The organism is Flavobacterium sp. GNP002 (assembly GCF_054343795.1).
The window spans coordinates 2030024-2049465 of record NZ_JBTGUW010000001.1 but is presented as its reverse complement, the minus strand read 5'-3'; the positions used below and the strand labels follow the sequence as shown (position 1 = coordinate 2049465).

The window sequence follows — 19442 nt, the reverse complement described above, 5'->3', positions numbered from 1 at the left end:
ACATCTAGCAGCAGTCATAAAATTATGACAGAACACCAATAGAAATTAAATCAAAAGAAAGCGAACTGAAACCAATGCAAACGTTAAAAAGAGTGTTTTGCTTCCAAATGTAACAACATTGAATTATTTTAGACCAATTATTGACACTGCTAACGCTAATTTAAAATCATTCAAATTATGAAGTTAAAAATTCCATTTTTTTTATTTCTGGGACTGAGCTTAACCACTTTTGCACAAGAAAACTTAACCTATCAAAAACCATCACAATCCATTTTGGAATTGGCGGATTATGAAAGAGCGCCTTCGGTATCGATGGATACTAAAAAAGAATACATGCTGTTGACGTATAGAAACACCTATAAATCACTGGACGACTTAAACCAAGACGAACTGCGTTTGGGCGGTTTGCGAATTAATCCAATTACAAATATTTCGAGTACAGTTACGTATGTAAACAATCTGAAATTACGTAAAATAAAAGACTTGAACGAAGTACAGGTTACAGGTTTACCAACAAATCCTCGCATCAGTACTATCGCTTGGTCACCAAATGATAAAAAAATCTCATTTTCCCACACTACCGCTTCCGGTGTTGAACTTTGGGTTATTGATGTTGCTTCGGCGAAAGCCACCAAATTAACCGAAGCCACTGTGAATGCGAATATTGGAAGTCCGTTCAGCTGGATGAATGACAACGAAACTATTTTGGTGAAAATGTTACCAAAAAACAGAGCAGCACTTTTGGATGCCAAAAAAGATTTGCCAACCGGTCCTATTATTTCGAATGCTGATGGGGCGAAATCCCAAAACAGAACCTATCCGGATATGTTGAAAAACAAGAATGATGAAATCAATTTTGAGAACATCATGACTTCTGAATTGTACAAAGTGAACTTGAACGGAACCGCAACTTTATTCAAAAAAGCCGATATGTACGCCGGAGAAAGCTTTTCGCCAGATGGAAATTATTTGATGATAACTACGATTCAAAAACCATTTTCATATATCGTTCCGTTGAGTCGTTTTCCATCAAAATCTGTAGTTTATGACAAAGCCGGAAACGAGGTAAAAGTGGTAAATGAAGTGCCACTTACTGAAATTATCCCTAAAGGTTTTATGGCCGTTCGAAAAGGAAAAAGAAACATGAGCTGGAGAACAGATAAACCGGCAACATTAGCGTATGCTGAAGCCTTAGACGGCGGAGATCCTGCAAACAAAGTGGAATTCAGAGATGAAGTTTTTCTTTGGAACGCACCATTTGATGCAGCAGCTACTTCATTGGTAAAAACACCGCAACGCTACAGCCGAATGATTTGGGGGAACGACAACGTTGCGATTGTTTCAGATGAATGGTACGATACCCGTAATACCAAAACGTATATTATCAATCCTTCGAATCCAAGTCAGGCTCCAAAAGTAATTTTCGACAGAAACTCACAGGATGTATATGCTGATCCTGGAAATTTTGAAACCAGAAAAAACCAATACAACAGGTATGTTTTGGCTATCGAAAATGACAATGCGTATTTACTTGGCGATGGTTTTACTAAAAACGGTCAGTTTCCATTTATCAGCGAATTTAATTTGAAAACATTACAAGCAAAACGTTTGTACACCTCAGCTTACACCGATAAAAAAGAGGATATATTAGAGATTGAAGATTTCAAGAAAGGAACTGTTTTAGTCCAAATCCAATCTAAAAATGAATATCCAAATTATTACCTTAGAAACATCAAACAAAAAAATAAACTAACGCCAATTACCGCATTCAAAAATCCTTTTGAAAGTATCAAAAATGTGAGTAAGGAAGTGATTAAATACAAACGTAAAGATGGTGTCGAATTATCCGGAACGTTGTATTTACCTGTTGGTTATGACAAGGTTAAAAAAGAGAAAATGCCATTATTGATTTGGGCCTATCCAGCTGAATATAAAGACAAAAATTCAGCGGGACAAAGTACACAAAACCCAAACGAATTCACATTTCCTAGTTATGGCTCATTCGTATATTGGGTAACCAAAGGCTATGTAGTTCTTGATGACGCTGCTTTTCCTATCATTGGCGAAGGAACGACTGAACCAAATGATAATTTCATAACTCAATTAGTTGACAATGCAGAAGCAGCGATTAATGCGGTAGATGCTCTCGGATACATCAACAGAAAAAAAGTAGCCGTTGGTGGTCACTCTTATGGTGCTTTTATGACCGCTAATTTGTTAACGCATTCTAACCTTTTTGCTTGCGGAATCGCTCGCAGTGGTGCATACAATAGAACGTTGACTCCTTTTGGTTTCCAAATGGAACAGCGCAACTACTGGGAAACTCCTGAAGTATACAACACAATGTCACCATTCATGAATGCGGACAAAATGAAAACGCCAATGCTTTTAGTACACGGTGAAGCCGATAACAATCCGGGAACGTTTACATTACAAACCGAACGCTATTTTCAAGCTTTGAAAGGTTTAGGCGCTCCGGCAAGAATGGTGATTCTTCCAAAAGAAAGTCACGGTTATGCAGCCAAAGAGAATATTTTGCATTTGCTTTGGGAACAAGATCAGTTCTTAGAAAAATATTTGAAGAATTAATTCAAGCCGCATAAAAAACAAAACCCCGAAATCGTAATTTCGGGGTTTTCTATTTTTAAGCTAACATCAGGTAAACCTCCTGATTAAGCTCTAATTCAGAATCGTGTTCAAAGAAAATTGCTCTTCGTTCAAAAGCTGCTTTAACTAAATAATGACTTCCTTTGAAATAACATTGCTTGACAACTGCTTTCATAATAGCGTTGTCTACCACTTTTAATTGGTGTGGATACAATAAAAGATTCGCATCTTCATCGTCTTCAAGGTCTATTAATTGCGATAATTTCAATTCATTTACTTCCCCAAAAAGAGATGCAATGTATTTATTAGCTGGGTTTTCATACAAGGATTTAGAATTCCCTTTTGCCACTACTTTTCCGTTTTGAACCACAATTGTTTCATCAGAAAAAGACAACGCATCAGTACTGTCATGCGTGGCGATAATACAGGTAACTCCTTTGTCTTTTAGGTATCGAAATAAATTGCGGCGCAACGAATTCTTTCGGAAAGAATCAATTTGGCTAAAAGGTTCGTCCAATAAAATAATTTCCGGTTCTAAAGCCAAAACTCTTGCTAAAGCCACTCTCTGCTGCTGTCCGCCACTTAGGCATTTTGCTTTTACTTTTGCAAAAGCGGTCATTTCGACCATATCCAATAATTCTTGAACGCGGGCTTTCTTCTGCTCAGGATACATGTTCGACAAAAACTTGCCTACATTTTCTTCGACAGTTATGTACGGCATCAAATCGAAATCCTGAGCTAAATATTTAATGTAATCTTCTCCTGGAACAAGATTGTATTTTGGGCCCAAAATAGGGTTTTCATTATAGGTTATTGCTCCGCTATCCAAGTCATATAATCCATAAATGAGTTTTAGCAATGTACTTTTACCGCAACCGCTTTCGCCAATAATAGCGGTATTTTGACCTTTGGCAATTGTGAAACTAACATTTTCAATAACGGGTTTGTCAATGTAAGTGAAGGAAATATCTTTTATCTCGAGCATCATCTGTATTTAAGAGTGCAAATTTACAATGTTTAATTCAAATTAAGACACAAAAAAAGGCTGCTTCTTAATGAAACAGCCTTTGTTTATATAGTATTTTTGCTTATTTTTTCACTTCAGCTTCGGCGTCTTTAATCATTTTTTCATTTGCAGTAATAGCAAATTCAACACGACGGTTTTGACTTCTACCGTCAACAGTTTCATTTGAAGCAATTGGATCAGCAATACCTAAACCAGTAACTTGAAATCTACTTGAAGAAACACCTTTGCTAGCTAAATAATTTCTAACTGAGGCTGCTCTTTCTCCTGAAAGTTTCAAATTGTAAGCAGCAGCACCAGTACTATCTGTGTACCCGTAAATAGTAATGTTAGTATCTGGATATTCTGCAAAAACTGGAACTAATTTATCCAAATTAGCTTTTGCACTAGCAGTCAAAGAAGATTTGTTAGTATCAAAACGCACAGCATTTTCATTCAAAACTAATTTAATACCTTCTCCTACACGAACTACCTCAGCTCCCGGAAGAACAGCATCAATTTCTCTTGCTTGTTTGTCCATTTTGTTACCAATAACTCCACCGGCAACACCACCAACAACACCACCTAAAACTGCTCCCATTGCACCTTTACCGCCTTTACCAAGATTGTTCCCAAGAACACCACCAAGTACAGCTCCGGCTACAGCACCAATACCAGCACCTTTTTGAGTATTATTAGTGTTTTTTACTGCCTCGCAGCTCGTAAACATTGAACCTATAATCATTATTGTTGCCATTGCAACTATCGAAATCTTTTTCATATTTGTATTTATTACTTATTAATTAACTTTTTGAAACTGATACACAACATCAGTCATTTTTCCTGCAACATCAATTTTATCAACTAATTGAAAAGAGGATTCTGTTTGATTGGCTACGTTTAAAATATAACCTTCTTTCACTTTTCTCGCTTTTTCTCCCGCATTAAGAACTTTAAGAACAAACTGCCCATCATTATTGATAAACCATGTGATTGGTGAGCTGAATGCCATACAATTTGCTTTTGTCAAAGCCATAGTACCTTTATTATTATTCGAAACAAATTTCCAATTACTTCCTACGAAACATTCTGAATCCGCAAGTTGAAAACTATTCACTTTTACATATTGCGAACCTGGATACGTTACAGAACTTATTGTCCAATTTCCTTTCATTGCAACTTGAGCTTTTCTATCTGTATTCGTACTTGTCACTGATGTTGACTTACATGCGAACATCAAAACAGCTAACGTGCATACTAAAATTACTTTTCTCATTTTTCTAAATTTAATGAATTAATACTTACACAAAGATACAACGCAACAAAAGAAAATTGTTTCAAAATTAAATTATTTTGTATCATAATTAACGTCTACGACAATTTGTCACTTCAATTGTAATTGGTATTCTATTTGAAAGACTAATATCCATTAAAATAAACTTAAAAATTCATAATATGACAACAGGTAAAATTAATGTTTCGGTAGAGAACATCTTTCCCTTAATCAAGAAATTCTTATACAGCGATCACGAAATTTTCTTGCGTGAATTGATTTCGAACGGAACAGATGCAACACTTAAATTAAAGCATTTAACCAGCATTGGCGAAGCCAAAGTAGAATACGGAAACCCAATTATCGAGGTAAAAATCGACAAGGAAGGCAAAAAACTACACGTCATTGACCAAGGTCTGGGAATGACAGCTGATGAAGTGGAAAAATACATCAACCAAGTGGCGTTTTCTGGAGCTGAGGAATTTTTGGACAAATACAAAGATTCTGCTAAAGATTCAGGAATTATTGGACATTTTGGTCTTGGTTTTTATTCTGCTTTTATGGTTGCTGAAAAAGTGGAAATTATCACTAAATCATTTAAAGACGAACCTGCAGCACACTGGACTTGCGACGGAAGCCCAGAATTTACTTTAGAACCAGCTGACAAAACTTCTCGTGGTACAGAAATCATTTTGCATATCGCCGAAGATTCTTTGGAATTCTTGGAAGAATACAAAATCAAAGAACTGTTGAATAAATACAATAAGTTCATGCCTATTCCAATTAAATTTGGAACCAAAACAGAGAAAATAGAGCAAAAAAAGGGTGAAGAAGTTGCTGAAGAAGATAAAGACAAAACTTTTACGGAAGTTGAAGTAGACAACATCATCAACAACCCAAATCCGGCTTGGACCAAACAACCAACGGAATTATCAGCGGAGGATTACAAGAATTTCTACCATGAATTGTACCCAATGCAGTTTGAAGAACCGTTATTCCACATTCATTTAAATGTAGATTATCCGTTCAACTTAACCGGTATTTTGTATTTCCCAAAATTAGGTTCTGATTTACAAATTCAGAAAGATAAAATCCAATTGTACCAAAATCAAGTGTACGTAACGGATAATGTAGAAGGAATTGTTCCTGAGTTTTTAATGATGCTGAAAGGTGTTGTGGATTCACCGGACATTCCGTTGAACGTGTCTCGTTCTGGATTGCAAGCGGATGCTGCGGTGAAGAAAATCTCGAATTACATCACGCGTAAAGTTGCCGATAAATTAAAATCGTTGTTCACTGAAAACCGTGAGGATTTTGAACAAAAATGGAACGACATCAAAATCGTTTTAGAGTACGGAATGCTATCTGAAGATAAATTCTACGAAAAAGCAGGTGCGTTTGTTTTGTACCCAACAGTTGACGGTAAATATTTTACCTTAGAAGAGTTAAAAGAAAATCTTGCTGCTAATCAAACGGACAAAGACGGAAAATTAGTGGTTTTATACGCTGGAAACAAAGAAGCGCAACACTCGTATATTGAAATTGCAAAAGACAAAGGATATGAAGTTTTATTGCTGGATTCTCCAATTATCTCACATTTAATTCAAAAAATTGAAGGCGATAACAGCAACATGACTTTCGTACGTGTGGATTCTGACCATATTGATAATTTAATCAAGAAAGAGGAAACGACTATTTCTAAATTATCTGAAGAAGAACAAACCAACTTGAAAACCGTTTTAGAAGCTATTGTTCCTAAACAAACGTATTCAGTTCAACTGGAAGCTTTAGATAGTAATGCTTCACCATTTATCATCACGCAACCGGAATTTATGCGTAGAATGAAAGAAATGAGTCAGTCAGGTGGCGGTGGAATGTTTGGAATGGGAAATATGCCGGAAATGTACAATTTAGTGGTAAATACTAACTCTGAATTGGCAACAAGCATCCTAAACAACAAAGACAAAGACGCTCAGGAAAGTCTAGTAAAACAAGCGCTTGACTTAGCGAAGTTATCACAAAACCTATTAAAAGGAGAAGCATTAACGGCTTTCGTAAAAAGAAGTTTTGAGATGATTAAATAAGCAGAGAACTCATTTTATGAAGTAAAATGGTGTGAATCGCTTATTCCGAACTTGCTTCGGAATATCCAACATACTAAAAGCTGTCCAATCATGGGCAGCTTTTTTTTTGGAGCACAACAATTGTTTTTCAGAACAACTTCCCTCCCGCTATGCGCTACAATCTTTGCTTTTGGCTTGCGCCACAGCAAAGGATTTCTCCCGAAGCTTCGGGACTATCGGGGCTATTTAGGATGTTTTCGATTTCAAAACAATATTCATCAAAATCCCTCAAACCAGTTCACTTATCAAATAATCCTTTTAACTATTTGTAAAGAATTATTTATATATTTGAATTAAATGAAGTATAGCTGTTATCATACCTATCTACCCAAAAGGGAATGGCTTTGTATTATTCTATCATACATATATACAAGTTGGCAGAAATTTCGCATCAAACTGGAGAATTCAAATACCTATCGCAACAAATGATAAAATATAACATATGAATATTAAAAAAACTTTTTTCTACTTATTTACCTTATTAACACTATTTTCAATCAGTTGTTCAAATTCAGATAATATACAAAATTCCGATTCTGGTATCATTAATTCCGATCCAAGTTGTACTCAAATTGTAAATATTGCTGATGAAAATTTTAGACAAAAAATTTTATCATCAACTAGTACAAATAGTATAGCCACAAATTTAGATGGAATCGTCATTAAAGTTGATACGAATGATGACGGAATAATACAAGTGTGCGAAGCAGAAAAAGTTAGCTATCTAAAAGTTGATAATTCAAATATATCTTCAATGGAAGGTGTAACTTCATTTAGAAATCTTAAAACTTTATCTTGTAGAGGTAATCAAATTGAAGGTTTGGATGTCTCCAGCTTGAAAAATCTTGAAAATTTATATTGCGATAACAATAGAATTAAGACTTTAAATATTCAAGGATTAAACAATTTCAAAGTTCTTTGGTGTTACTATAATCAATTGACATCTTTAAATTTAAGTTCCTTAAGGTCACTTGAAACAGTAGAATTTTATTATAATAAAATAAGTGAATTAAATATTAGTAATTCAAATAATATAAAAGACTTAAGAGGTTATAATAATTTAATAACAAAACTCTCCATAAGTCATTTGACAAATTTAGAATATTTATTAATTTCTTACAACTCACTAACTTCACTTGATGCTAGTAATCTAAAAAAATTAATAGATTTACAGTGTCAGTCAAATCAATTAAAGACTTTGAATGTTTCTGGTTGCATCAACCTTTTTTATTTAACGTGTAATCATAATAAATTAGATTCCTTATATTTAGGTAAATGTGCTAAATTAAATTTATTACAATGTTCTAATAATAACTTAAAATCTCTTTTACTAGATGATTTAATAGGACTATTAAATTTAGATTGTTCTTTTAATCTATTAACAACTTTAGACATAAGAAATTCTAAACAACTACTATATTTTAGTTGCTATAAAAATAGTTTACAATCTTTAATTATCAAAAATGGAAATGCATTTTCAAACTATTCAATCGGAGAAAACCTAAATCTATCTTCAATATGTTGTGATCAATCAGAATTAGCAGACATACAAAATGAAATACAGAAACTTGGATATAATTGTGTTGCTAATACAAATTGTTTTTAGTAAAGAAACCATCTGCCAACACACGCAACAAGCAATTTGGGTATTAGGCTTAATTTGAAATTGGTTTTGTATTTGGAAGATTTGGCAAATCCGAAAATAGGGCTTAATTTAGTCCCAAACCGCGTGTAGCGCGGGAACGTTATACGTAACCTTATAACAACCTTTTCGAAAAAACAGAGAACCAAAAATGAAAGACGATAGTTTAAGACACTTTTTGCATTCCTTCAATATATTGAGAGATATTGAAATTGACGATTTTCTTCAACTTTTAACTTATAAAACTTTCAAAAAGGCGGAGTATTTTATTAAAGAAGGCGAAACTTGCAAACAAGTAGCTTTTGTTTTAACCGGCAGCCTGCGTTCTTATTTTACTTCCGACAAAGATGAAGAAGTTACTTATTGTATCACTTTTCCAAACAGTTTAATGACTGCCTATTCTTCATTTTTGACAGCACAACCAACAATGGAAAACATACAAGCTATTACAAAAACTGAATTATTAATCATTCCTAAGGACAAGTTCGAAAAATTAATACAACAAAATCCTAATTGGGTCTATTTCTTAAAAACAATTGCAGAACGACAATATATTGAATTAGAAAAAAGAATATTTCAATTGCAAAAAAGTGATGCAACTAAACGATATTCAGACTTAATGAAAAATCATCCAGAATATGTCCAAAAAATCCCTTTACAATATTTAGCCTCGTACTTAGGTATTTCACAACGACATTTAAGCAGAATACGAAAAGAATTTTCTTTTTAGACATTTGTCCTATTCTTAAAATCTAACAGGAATTAGCTTTGCACATCTAACATTTAAAACTAAATAGATGAGCAAAACAATTTTAATTATTGGTGGAACTGGTTTGATTGGTAAAACTATTTATAAAATGCTTTCGAGTAGAAATCCAGCTTTGAAAATTTTCATCGGAACAAGAAATAAAGATACAAATCCAAATCATATTCAAATTGATGTAAATGACAAAAACTCTTTTGAATCATTATACAAGCATTCAATCAATCTAATCATTATTTGTGCAAAAGACTTCTATAATAATGTTTTAGAATATGCAATAAATTCTAAAATTGATTATATTGATATTACAAAACCTACGAGTGAGCTAGTGAAATCTAAAGATTTTACTCACAAAAAAAGCATTGAAAGTAAAATTGTATTTAGTTCTGGATGGATGGGTGGTATTGCTCCATTGCTAGTAATTGCAAAAAGTGAGGTTGCAAAAGATATTAAAAATGTTGAAATATTGATTTATTACTCTACTAAAGATAAAGCTGGAAAAAGCTCTGCTGATTTTATGGCTGAAAATGTAAGTAAACCATTTAATTTCTATCAAAATAATACAAAGATTCATACCAAGCATTTTTTTAATTCAAAGTATCATGTTTTTAATTTTGACGGTAAAAAAAGAAAAGTGTATGATTTTGATATTCCAGATTTATATATTTTTAATCAAATAGAAAAAATACCAACTGTTAGAGCCAAACTGACCTTTGATTCTAAACTCATTACTGCGGCTTTAGGCATTATGCAAAAAATAAATTTCTTTAAAATTTTAAATTTTAAAGAAAGAAAATTGATCTTTGGAGGTAGCGGAAATGGTGATATTTCGGCTTTTGAAATTCATTTCTCTCAAAGTAAATCAAATAAAGAAAAAGTGATGCTAAAATGCCGAGAAGGGCAATCGGAATTGACCGCTTTTTCTACAGTAATTCACGTTGAAAAAATGCTAAAAAACAACATTGAGAGTGGTATTTATTTTAGTCATCAACTACACAATCCTAAAGAGTTTTTATCTTCATTAACTTCAAATAGTGCAATTACTATAAATTAGCAATTATGAAAAAAATAGTTATTATTATTGGTCATCCCAATAAGGAAAGTTTAAACTCGGCATTCGCAATATCCTATAAGAAAGGAGCAGAAAATTCAGGTGCAGAAGTCAAAGAAATACTGATTGCAGATTTAAAATTTAACCCAAATTTACAATTTGGTTACCAAAAAAGAACCGAATTAGAGCCCGATTTGATTGATGCTTGGGAAAAAATAAAATGGGCAGGCCATTTAGTCTGGATTCACCCTGTTTGGTGGGGCGGACTTCCTGCGATTATGAAAGGATTTATCGATAGACTTTTTTTGCCAGGCTTTGCATTTCAGTACAGAGAAAACTCAATACTATGGGACAAATTGTTAAAAGGTAAAACAGCTCATATTATTACGACACTTGACCAACCTAGTTGGTATTATTGGTTAGTTTATGGTAGACCAAGTGTCAACCAACTAAAAAAATCTACATTAGAATTTTGTGGAATTAATCCAGTTAAAGTTTCCTACTTTGGCATCATTAAAAACTCAAAAGAAACAACAAGACAAAAATGGATTTCAAAGGTTGAAAAATTGGGAGAACAAAATAAATAAAAGCGAACGCATAACACCCGTTTTCATCAATGGCAAGGCTTGCGCCAATCAGGAAAGTACGCTGGTGCAATAAAATTTTAGTCATATTTGTGTGGTCAGTGCCAAAAGTTGCCCCCCAGCGAGCGCGAGCGTCCCGCTCGTGTACATTCTCAAAAGTAAATAACTCTAAATTAAACTTGCAAGCTTAAACTTGCAGGTTTTTTATGTTAATTCATTTTTATTAATAGTATCGGCAACCGCTTTATAGGCTTTAAGATATTCAATCGCTTCAATTTCAGCAGTTGTAATTTCTGAATTATCCGAATAATGCTTCGTTTCGTAATGATTAAGTACTCCTTTCAGCTCCAGCACTTTAATTTGCAATTTTGCTTTTTGTCTAAATCGAGACAATTCTCTCTCTATAATTACTAATTTTTCTTTTGATATTTTTAGCTTCCCTTTTTTGTATTGTGACAAATTATAAATTTCAAGTAAATCCATTTCCTCAACTTGCTGAATTAATATTTTCAAATTGAAAGGGTTTTCAACTAATGGTAAAATAATCCTTATCGATCTGATAATTCTCTTCACAACGGTAGGATCTTCTTTACCCCACTGAAAAATCTGATCATAGCAAAAGTCAATGAATTCCTCAAAATTAAATTCATTTACCTGTATTTTTTTGGAACCCAAAGTCCTGGAATCCGTAGAAGGAAATTCTCGTATGGCTAATTCTTTTGCAATTTCCCCTATTTGATCAATACAATTCAAACAAGTCGTTGGATCATTTACCGCTGGAGAGATGGCTTTTATCGCAATATCTACCAGTTTTCTTACACCAAAATTCACATCTTGCGTATGGCTTCTGAACAACTTAACTTTAAAAGTTGTGCTGACAATCGCTCCTATTTCTTTCTTCAAACGAAGAATCTGATTCATTTGGAGTTCCTCGCTAAAAACTAATACGATAAGCGTAGTGGTATCTTTCATGATAAATTCCCCTACAATTGGCTTTTGATAGGCGTTTTCAAAAAATACACCCACATCAGAACTACTGATATATTCGGTTATTTTTTCCAATTTTTTATAATTCACACTATCCAAATAACCGGTTTCAAACGGACTTACGATTTTTACTTGAAATTTATCGGGGTCAATTTTGGAACGTTTGTAAAGGAGATTCTTTCCCACACTCCAATTTTCCTGATACAAATCATTGATTTCTTCAACCATTTCCGTTTTAATTCCATTTGTAATACTGGAAACATTCATGTTGATACTTAAATAGCTGATCATGTTAGGATAAGACCATACCAAACAATAAAAAGCAAGCAAAGAACCTGTTGTAAGTGTTAAAAGAAAAGAAGTTTGGTAAAAAACAGAAGCTAATTGAGGTAATACACACAACGAAATGGTACCCACAAACAATCCGATAAATTGTTGCATTCTAAGATTATTTGCTAAAAAATGTCTCAAAATTCGGGGTGAAAACTGAGAGGATGCCAGCTGCATTACAACAAAAATAACAGAAAAAGTAGTTAATGAAATTCCAATCAGAATGGAGATTAGAATAGTAGAAACCGGAATCAACCGATTGTAAATTTCCATTTCATTGATTTTGAATTTCATTCCAAAATCAACATGATAGTCAATCGTCAGTAAAACAGAACCAATAATAAACGCATAAATACCACTGGTAAATGTACCCATATGTTTTATCTGATGTTCTAACATATTCTTGACCCGCTGTTTTAATTTTTGTATCATAATTTATATTTCAATTGATAAATATAGACTTAATATATCTTTTTCCGAATGATTTCGATTGCTTTATACCTCCAACAGAAAAGTAATTCATACAGTAAACTTAGCAAAAACATATCACAACTCATAAAAAACCTGCAAGCGTTAACTTGCAGGTTATTGTGTTTAGAATAGTCCAAAAATAAAAACAGGATGTTACTGATTCAAAATATTTCCTTCTTCTTTTTTCTCTTTATTCAATAAATTAGGATCCTCTTTTGCCAATTTGTTTTTAGTTGGAATTTTATAATTTACACTAAAGCCAAAACGACGTGTATCGTTTTTATTTGCTAATAATAAAGGCGTACCCACAGAACTGAACACAAATCGGTTCGAATTAAGAATGTCATCTGCACTTATGGAAACCGACAACTGGTCTTTGAAAAACTTTTTAGAAAACGTTAAATCAAGCGTATTATTAAAAGGCTTCTCAGCACTGAAATAAAAATAATTCCCCTTAGACATGATGTAATTAAAGTTGGCTACAAACTTGATGTCTTTTGGTAACAGAATTTGAGACATCAAATTAAACATCCAAAAACCATTGGTCTTAATTTCGGGAATTTGATGAAACTGATACGCCGTATACACATATAAAAAGTTCATTTTATCCGGATTAATATTCATTTTCATAGTTTCTTTAAGTCCTTCGGTAAACAACATATACGGAATTGGCATTCCAACATTAAAGTTATGAATTTTTATTTGAGGGACATTTATATTGGTATTTACAACAACATTGTCTGTTAGCAACACTCTGTTGATTACCTGATTTTGAGCAGAACTAACATTATATCCGATAAAAGCATAATCAAAAGCACTCAATTTTACTTCGTAATTATCAAAAATTGTAGGCTGCAAATTCGGGTTTCCAGAGTAATCAATATTTGGATTCTGATAATTGGTGTTGTTTGGATTTAAAGCTGAAGTGCTTGGCAAACTTATTTTCTTGTTATAATTCACATTAAAATAAACCGAATTACTAAAATTATATTGAGCGCTGGCATTTGGAAAAAAACGGAATTGCTTAAACGGAATTAAATCAGCGGTGTTGGTTTTTCCAGTGATATTGTAATCCTCGGCTCTACCGCCCACAATAAAATTGAACTTATCAAATTTCGTTTGTAACTCACCGTAAGCTGCTGCTGTTTTCCGTTGATAATCCAAATTAACAATTTCCATATTTTGGGTTTCAAAAAGAAGCGCTTCATACAAACCTCCAAAGCTTAATTTTCCTTCATCAGAAAATGAAATAGGCTGCGAATAATCAAATTTAGCATTATACAACCGCTGCGTCGACGCATTATCTAATATAGCAACATTATTAGTTCTGGAATTCAGTGTAAAATCATTTTGGTTGTTGTTATAATTGAATTTTAAATCCAATTTTTTAGATTTATCCTCAAACTTTTTTTGGAAGGTAACAACAAAATCCTGACGCAAAGCATCCGTAAAGGAATCATCATTGGTACTAAAACCGGGACCATTTCCTACTGTATTGCTATTATTGTTGCTGTAGTTTACATCGTAATTAAATAACAATCGGTCGTTGCCAATATCAAACGTCAGCGCAGATTTAGCAAAATTAGTACGTCCGAAGCGATCTGCCTCAGTAGTGGAAAGCAACGAAGTCGTGTTATTCTCGTTTTTAGTCAGTGAAGTCCACACCGCAGATTCCCTATAATTTTGTCCAACATTCAATTGCCATCCAAAATATTTATTCTTAGCGCTCAACAACAAACTATTATTGATTCTCCATCGCAAATGATCGTAACTCGTAATATTAGTACTATTCGTATACGTAGCGCTTAAATAATTTTTAGCGTTTTTATTCGTGATGATATTCATAATTGCACCACCGGAAGTAGCGGGAAACTCCGCTCCTGGTTGTGTGATGATTTCAATTTTTTCAATGGCATTCGCAGGCATTCCTTCCAGAAAAGAATTTAATTCATTTGAAGTAATATTAAGCGGTCTTCCGTCCATAAAAACATCCAACTGTTTGCCTTGATACATCATACCGGCAACATCTGAAGCGATAAGTCCCGGCAGTTTTTTTATTCCTTCTAATACAGATCCGGAATTCAAACTAGGCTGACTGGAAAAATCAAATATGGTTCTATCTGCTTTTTGTTCAATTGCTTTTTTAGTTTTTACAATGGCTACTTCATTTAATTCCACTGCTTTTTTTGTCTCTTCCTGAGCCGAAAGTGTGAATATTGCTCCTAAAAAAAACATACTCAAAAAATAATTCTTTTTCATCGTTTCTATTTGTGTTACTCCTTTAGTAGCACTATAATTCTAAACGTTACGAAAAAACAAACTGATTTTAGAAAATCGTTATCTTTCACAAGACTATAAGATCGATTTCAGCACAGAATACCGAACTTTACAACTCTTTTTTAAAATAAAATTCCAAAACTAAATTCAAAATGATTTTACAAATAGAAACTCCTGCATTACTTTTTGGCGCAACTTCGTTGATTTTATTAGCGTATACCAATCGCTTTTTGACCATTGCCACAATCGTCAGAGGCTTAAAAAAAACCTACAAGGAAAAGCAAAACGATACGATTTTATTGGAAATCAAAAACCTAAACTTACGGTTGACTCTGATTCGCAACATGCAAATGGCTGGGGTTTTAAGTCTGTTTTTATCTGTTTTTGCCATGCTGTTATTATTCTTGGAACAGCAAACAGCCGGAATTTATCTTTTTGGAATGAGTTTATTGGGACTGTTGATTTCATTAGGATTGTCGTTTTGGGAAATCAGTATTTCCGTAAATGCGTTACGATTGCATTTGAGCGATTTAGTCGAGAAAGAAGCAAAATAAAACCTGCATTCATCTAAAACACCTTAGATCATGCTTTAATCCCCTCATTGCGAAGCGAAATCAAAAGAGAATAACAGTCTCAAATATTAAGTACTAATTTATACCTCATAACTAGTAACTAAAGCCTATCTTTGCCCGCTTTTTAAAATTGAAAAAAATGATAAAGAATAATGTATTAAAAGGAGTTTTCCTGGTAGGTCTTGGCGCAACGAGTTATGGAATGCTGGCTACTTTTGTAAAAATAGCCTACGGTGAAGGTTTCACTACACCAGAAGTTACCATTGCGCAATTCGTATACGGAATCACTGGAATGCTGCTGATTAATATGTTTCAAAAAGCTAAAAAGGGAAATGCCGTTGTAAAAGCATCTAAGAAAAACATATCTCAATTAATGCTGGCGGGAACTTCACTGGGAATGACAAGTATCTTTTATTATTTGGCCGTTAAATACATTCCCGTTTCGATTGCTATCGTTTTATTGATGCAAACCGTTTGGATGGGCGTTTTATTCGAAATGATTTTAGAAAAGAAAAGACCTTCCACTCAAAAAATAATATCGGTAATCATCGTATTATTTGGAACGGCGCTTGCCACAAATTTGATTCAAAGCAAAGTCGAACTAGACTGGCGCGGCATCGTTTTAGGACTTTTGGCTGCAACTTCATTTACCACAACCATGTTTACCGCAAATCGAGTAGCCACTCATGTTTCGTCAGCGCAACGCAGTTTATTCATGCTCCTTGGTGGTGCAGTAATCGTAACCGGATTTTCAATTGCTACACAAACAACTCCTTTCAATTTTGAGATTTTCATAAAATGGGGAATCATACTGGCTCTTTTTGGAACTATAATTCCACCTTTATTATTCAACGCCGGTTTCCCACTTACCGGAATTGGCCTTGGAAGCATTGTTTCTGCACTGGAACTTCCTGTATCAGTACTGATGGCTTATTTTCTTTTACACGAAAAAGTAATTCTGCTTCAATGGGTTGGGATTATATTAATCATCTTGGCAATTGTGATTATGAATGTGAATTTTAAGAAAAAAGCTTAATTTCTATTCAAAACATTTGTGCTAATTTCATTTAAATTTTTATAAATTCGTAATAAATAACTTTATTATGAATTTACCTTGGCATTTATATGTGATGGCTTTTGTTTACTTTATTGCAGGATTAAACCATTTCAGAAACCCGAGATTGTACCTAAAAATCATTCCGCCTTATTTCCCGAATCCAAAATTACTAAATCACATCAGCGGTTTAGCCGAAATAATTTTAGGAATATCATTGTGTATTCCTGTGCTTTCAAGCTATGCCGCTTGGGGAGTTATTGCGTTATTAATTGCTATTTTCCCAACGCATTTGTACATGTATTTCGATGAAAAAGCAAGAATGGGTTTGCCAAAATGGGTTTTGCTTTTGCGGATGCCTTTACAATTAGTTCTCATTTTTTGGGCTTTTCAATACACATTATTCAACAATTAACTTTAAATTAATCTATTATGAAAAAACTATTTGCAGAATTTTTTGGAACGTATTGGTTGGTATTTGGCGGTTGTGGCAGTGCACTTTTTGCTGCCGGCATTCCTGATTTAGGAATTGGATTTGCGGGAGTTTCGCTAGCTTTCGGTTTAACAGTTTTGACCATGGCGTATGCAGTGGGTCATATTTCAGGAGGTCATTTTAATCCCGCTGTTTCTTTCGGATTATGGGCAGGCGGTAGATTCTCTGCCAAAGAGTTATTACCCTACATCATTGCGCAATGTGTTGGCGCCATTGCCGCAGCCGGAACTTTATACACAATCGCTTCCGGAAAAGCAGGTTTTATTATAGACAATACTAAAGCGGGTGCTTTTGCTTCCAATGGATTTGGCACTTTATCTCCGGACGGTTATTCGATGCAAGCGGCTTTTATAGCTGAATTTGTGTTGACTTTATTTTTCGTATTGGTTATCCTTGGCGCAACCGATAAGTTTGCCAACGGAAAATTTGCAGGAATTGCCATCGGTCTTGCCCTAACCTTAATTCACTTAATCAGTATTCCCATCACCAATACTTCCGTAAATCCAGCAAGATCATTGTCACAGGCTTTATTTGTAGGTGGCGAGCCTTTATCACAAGTATGGTTGTTTTGGCTTGCGCCAATTCTGGGAGCCATTGTGGCGGGATTTATATATAAAAATCTGTTACAGGATACTTCAGAAGCATAACCCAAATAATTAATTCTAAAGAGAAAAATGAAGCTTCAACGTTACATTTTTCTCTTTATTTTTGTAAAATGAATTCACTTTTTCAATCGGAACCGATACATCTTAATTTACTTGATGCGGAAATCATTTATTATCCTCAGTTTTTTAACACAGCGCAAGCCGATATTATTTTTGCCGAATTAGCAAAAGATATTCCTTGGCAACAAGATGAAATTAGAGTTTATGGTAAAATTCATCCACAACCTCGCTTGACGGCTTTGTTTGGAAACGAAGGAAAACCCTATTCCTATTCGAATATTACCATGCAACCGCATCCTTGGAATTCGCTTTTACAAAAGCTAAAAACGGAAATCGAAAAGGTTTCGGAAACCATTTTCACAACCGTCTTACTCAATCAGTATCGCGACGGAAAAGACAGCAACGGCTGGCACGCCGATAATGAAAAAGAATTAGGAACAAATCCTGTAATTGCATCGTTGAGTTTTGGCGCCGAACGTACGTTTCAATTGAAACATAATTTGGACAAAGACCTTAAAAAAAATATCATTTTACAACATGGAAGTTTGTTACTGATGAAAGGAACCACGCAGCATTTCTGGAAACACCAAATCCCGAAAACTGCAAAACCCCTTAACCCAAGAATAAATCTTACTTTTCGGGTTATCAAATAGATATTTTATAAAAATGTATTAAATTTGAAATAAATACTCCAAATATGAATGATATTATTGCTTACTTTTCTACCATTCCATCATCACATCGAAGCTTAATTCTCGTAGGCGGAATCACATTTTTTTGGTTACTTGAAAATGCTTTTCCGCTCTTCAATTTTACCTATAAAAAATGGCAGCATGCGGGTATTAATATCTTTATGACGTTTACGACTATTGTGGTGAATTTTTGTCTTGCATTTATTTTGTTAAAAACTGCCGATTGGACTATTGCCAATAATTTTGGAATTTTACAATGGCTGCCTGAAATGTCATTGTGGCTTTACGCTTTCATCGGATTGCTTTTATTGGATTTAATTGGTGCTTATCTGGTACATTTAGTAGAGCACAAAACCAAAGTCTTATGGCGTTTCCATTTGATCCATCATACGGATACTTGGATTGACACCACAACTGCAAACCGGCATCATCCGGGAGAAAGTGTGATTCGGTTTACATTTACGGCAATGGGCGTTTTAATTATTGGAAGTCCCATGTGGCTGGTTTTTCTGTACCAAACTTTATCAGTTGTGGCCACACAATTTAATCATGCTAATATTTCGCTTCCAAAAAAAGTGGATACTATTTTGAGTTATTTAATAGTTTCTCCGGACATGCACAAAGTACACCATCATCATGTTTTACCGTACACGGATAGTAATTACGGAAATATATTTTCAATTTGGGACAGGCTTTTCGGAACTTTTATGACACTTCCAAAAGAAGAAATCATTTATGGAATCGACACGCATCCGAAGCCTGAAGAGCACAATGAATTAAAAAATTTATTAAAAATACCCTTTCAAAAACAGCCTTTAAAGGAAAATAGTTAAAAAGCATAAAAAAAATGACCTT

At 33.9% G+C, this 19442-nt stretch carries 17 protein-coding genes; 12 read left to right on the top strand and 5 right to left on the bottom strand.

Annotated elements, in window-relative coordinates:
* The first annotated feature begins 177 nt into the window (after nt 1-177).
* Nucleotides 178-2589 (top strand): S9 family peptidase, encoded by a 2412-nt coding sequence (locus ACXX80_RS09010; protein WP_458552906.1) that lies wholly within the window; start codon nt 178-180, stop codon nt 2587-2589.
* Between the two features lie 55 nt (nt 2590-2644).
* On the opposite strand, the gene ACXX80_RS09005 is transcribed toward ACXX80_RS09010, so the two are convergent.
* The 3 genes from ACXX80_RS09005 to ACXX80_RS08995 all read right to left on the bottom strand — a co-directional run bounded on the left by ACXX80_RS09005 (nt 2645) and on the right by ACXX80_RS08995 (nt 4886).
* On the bottom strand, nt 2645-3592 hold the full coding sequence (locus tag ACXX80_RS09005) for an ABC transporter ATP-binding protein (protein ID WP_458552905.1): 948 nt from the start codon (nt 3590-3592) through the stop codon (nt 2645-2647).
* Nucleotides 3593-3695: 103 nt separating this feature from the next.
* Nucleotides 3696-4391: a YiaD family glycine zipper/OmpA-like lipoprotein gene (locus tag ACXX80_RS09000; protein WP_458552904.1), complete on the bottom strand. Its 696-nt coding sequence runs from the start codon at nt 4389-4391 to the stop codon at nt 3696-3698.
* A gap of 18 nt (nt 4392-4409) precedes the next feature.
* Entirely contained in the window at nt 4410-4886 is a 477-nt protein-coding gene (locus ACXX80_RS08995) for a lipocalin family protein (protein WP_458552903.1), read from the bottom strand.
* A gap of 179 nt (nt 4887-5065) precedes the next feature.
* On the opposite strand from ACXX80_RS08995, the gene htpG reads away from it, so the two are divergent.
* The 5 genes from htpG (at nt 5066) to ACXX80_RS08970 (ending at nt 11049) form a co-directional block, all read left to right on the top strand.
* Complete coding sequence (htpG, locus tag ACXX80_RS08990; protein WP_458552901.1) at nt 5066-6967, top strand: molecular chaperone HtpG; 1902 nt, start codon at nt 5066-5068, stop codon at nt 6965-6967.
* A gap of 481 nt (nt 6968-7448) precedes the next feature.
* Nucleotides 7449-8612 (top strand): leucine-rich repeat domain-containing protein, encoded by a 1164-nt coding sequence (locus tag ACXX80_RS08985; protein WP_458552900.1) that lies wholly within the window; start codon nt 7449-7451, stop codon nt 8610-8612.
* A 187-nt stretch (nt 8613-8799) separates the two neighbouring features.
* Nucleotides 8800-9378, top strand: coding sequence for a Crp/Fnr family transcriptional regulator (locus ACXX80_RS08980; RefSeq protein WP_458552898.1), 579 nt, complete (start codon nt 8800-8802; stop codon nt 9376-9378).
* A 151-nt stretch (nt 9379-9529) separates the two neighbouring features.
* On the top strand, nt 9530-10465 hold the full coding sequence (locus ACXX80_RS08975; protein ID WP_458552896.1) for a saccharopine dehydrogenase family protein: 936 nt from the start codon (nt 9530-9532) through the stop codon (nt 10463-10465).
* 5 nt (nt 10466-10470) lie between these two features.
* The gene (locus ACXX80_RS08970; protein WP_458552894.1) at nt 10471-11049 is read left to right on the top strand and encodes an NAD(P)H-dependent oxidoreductase; all 579 of its coding nucleotides are present in this window, start codon (nt 10471-10473) and stop codon (nt 11047-11049) included.
* A gap of 201 nt (nt 11050-11250) precedes the next feature.
* On the opposite strand, the gene ACXX80_RS08965 is transcribed toward ACXX80_RS08970, so the two are convergent.
* Nucleotides 11251-12795, bottom strand: a complete 1545-nt coding sequence (locus ACXX80_RS08965; protein WP_458552892.1) for a DUF2254 family protein — start codon at nt 12793-12795, stop codon at nt 11251-11253.
* Nucleotides 12796-12987: 192 nt separating this feature from the next.
* On the bottom strand, nt 12988-15093 hold the full coding sequence (locus ACXX80_RS08960) for a TonB-dependent receptor domain-containing protein (RefSeq protein WP_458552891.1): 2106 nt from the start codon (nt 15091-15093) through the stop codon (nt 12988-12990).
* A gap of 170 nt (nt 15094-15263) precedes the next feature.
* Here ACXX80_RS08960 and ACXX80_RS08955 point away from each other — a divergent pair, with 170 nt between their 5' ends.
* From ACXX80_RS08955 to ACXX80_RS08930, 6 genes are all read left to right on the top strand, one after another.
* A complete protein-coding gene (locus tag ACXX80_RS08955; protein ID WP_395380992.1) occupies nt 15264-15665 on the top strand; it encodes a DUF2721 domain-containing protein in 402 nt (133 codons plus the stop codon).
* A 157-nt stretch (nt 15666-15822) separates the two neighbouring features.
* Nucleotides 15823-16719: an EamA family transporter gene (locus tag ACXX80_RS08950; protein WP_458552890.1), complete on the top strand. Its 897-nt coding sequence runs from the start codon at nt 15823-15825 to the stop codon at nt 16717-16719.
* 67 nt (nt 16720-16786) lie between these two features.
* Complete coding sequence (locus tag ACXX80_RS08945) at nt 16787-17152, top strand: DoxX family protein (RefSeq protein ID WP_458552889.1); 366 nt, start codon at nt 16787-16789, stop codon at nt 17150-17152.
* A gap of 17 nt (nt 17153-17169) precedes the next feature.
* Nucleotides 17170-17877, top strand: coding sequence for an aquaporin Z (gene aqpZ / locus ACXX80_RS08940; RefSeq protein WP_458552888.1), 708 nt, complete (start codon nt 17170-17172; stop codon nt 17875-17877).
* A gap of 68 nt (nt 17878-17945) precedes the next feature.
* Nucleotides 17946-18548: an alpha-ketoglutarate-dependent dioxygenase AlkB family protein gene (locus ACXX80_RS08935; RefSeq protein ID WP_458552887.1), complete on the top strand. Its 603-nt coding sequence runs from the start codon at nt 17946-17948 to the stop codon at nt 18546-18548.
* A gap of 44 nt (nt 18549-18592) precedes the next feature.
* Nucleotides 18593-19420 carry a sterol desaturase family protein gene (locus ACXX80_RS08930; protein WP_458552886.1) on the top strand — a complete coding sequence of 276 codons (828 nt, stop codon included), beginning with the start codon at nt 18593-18595 and terminating at the stop codon, nt 19418-19420.
* Nucleotides 19421-19442: the final 22 nt, after the last annotated feature.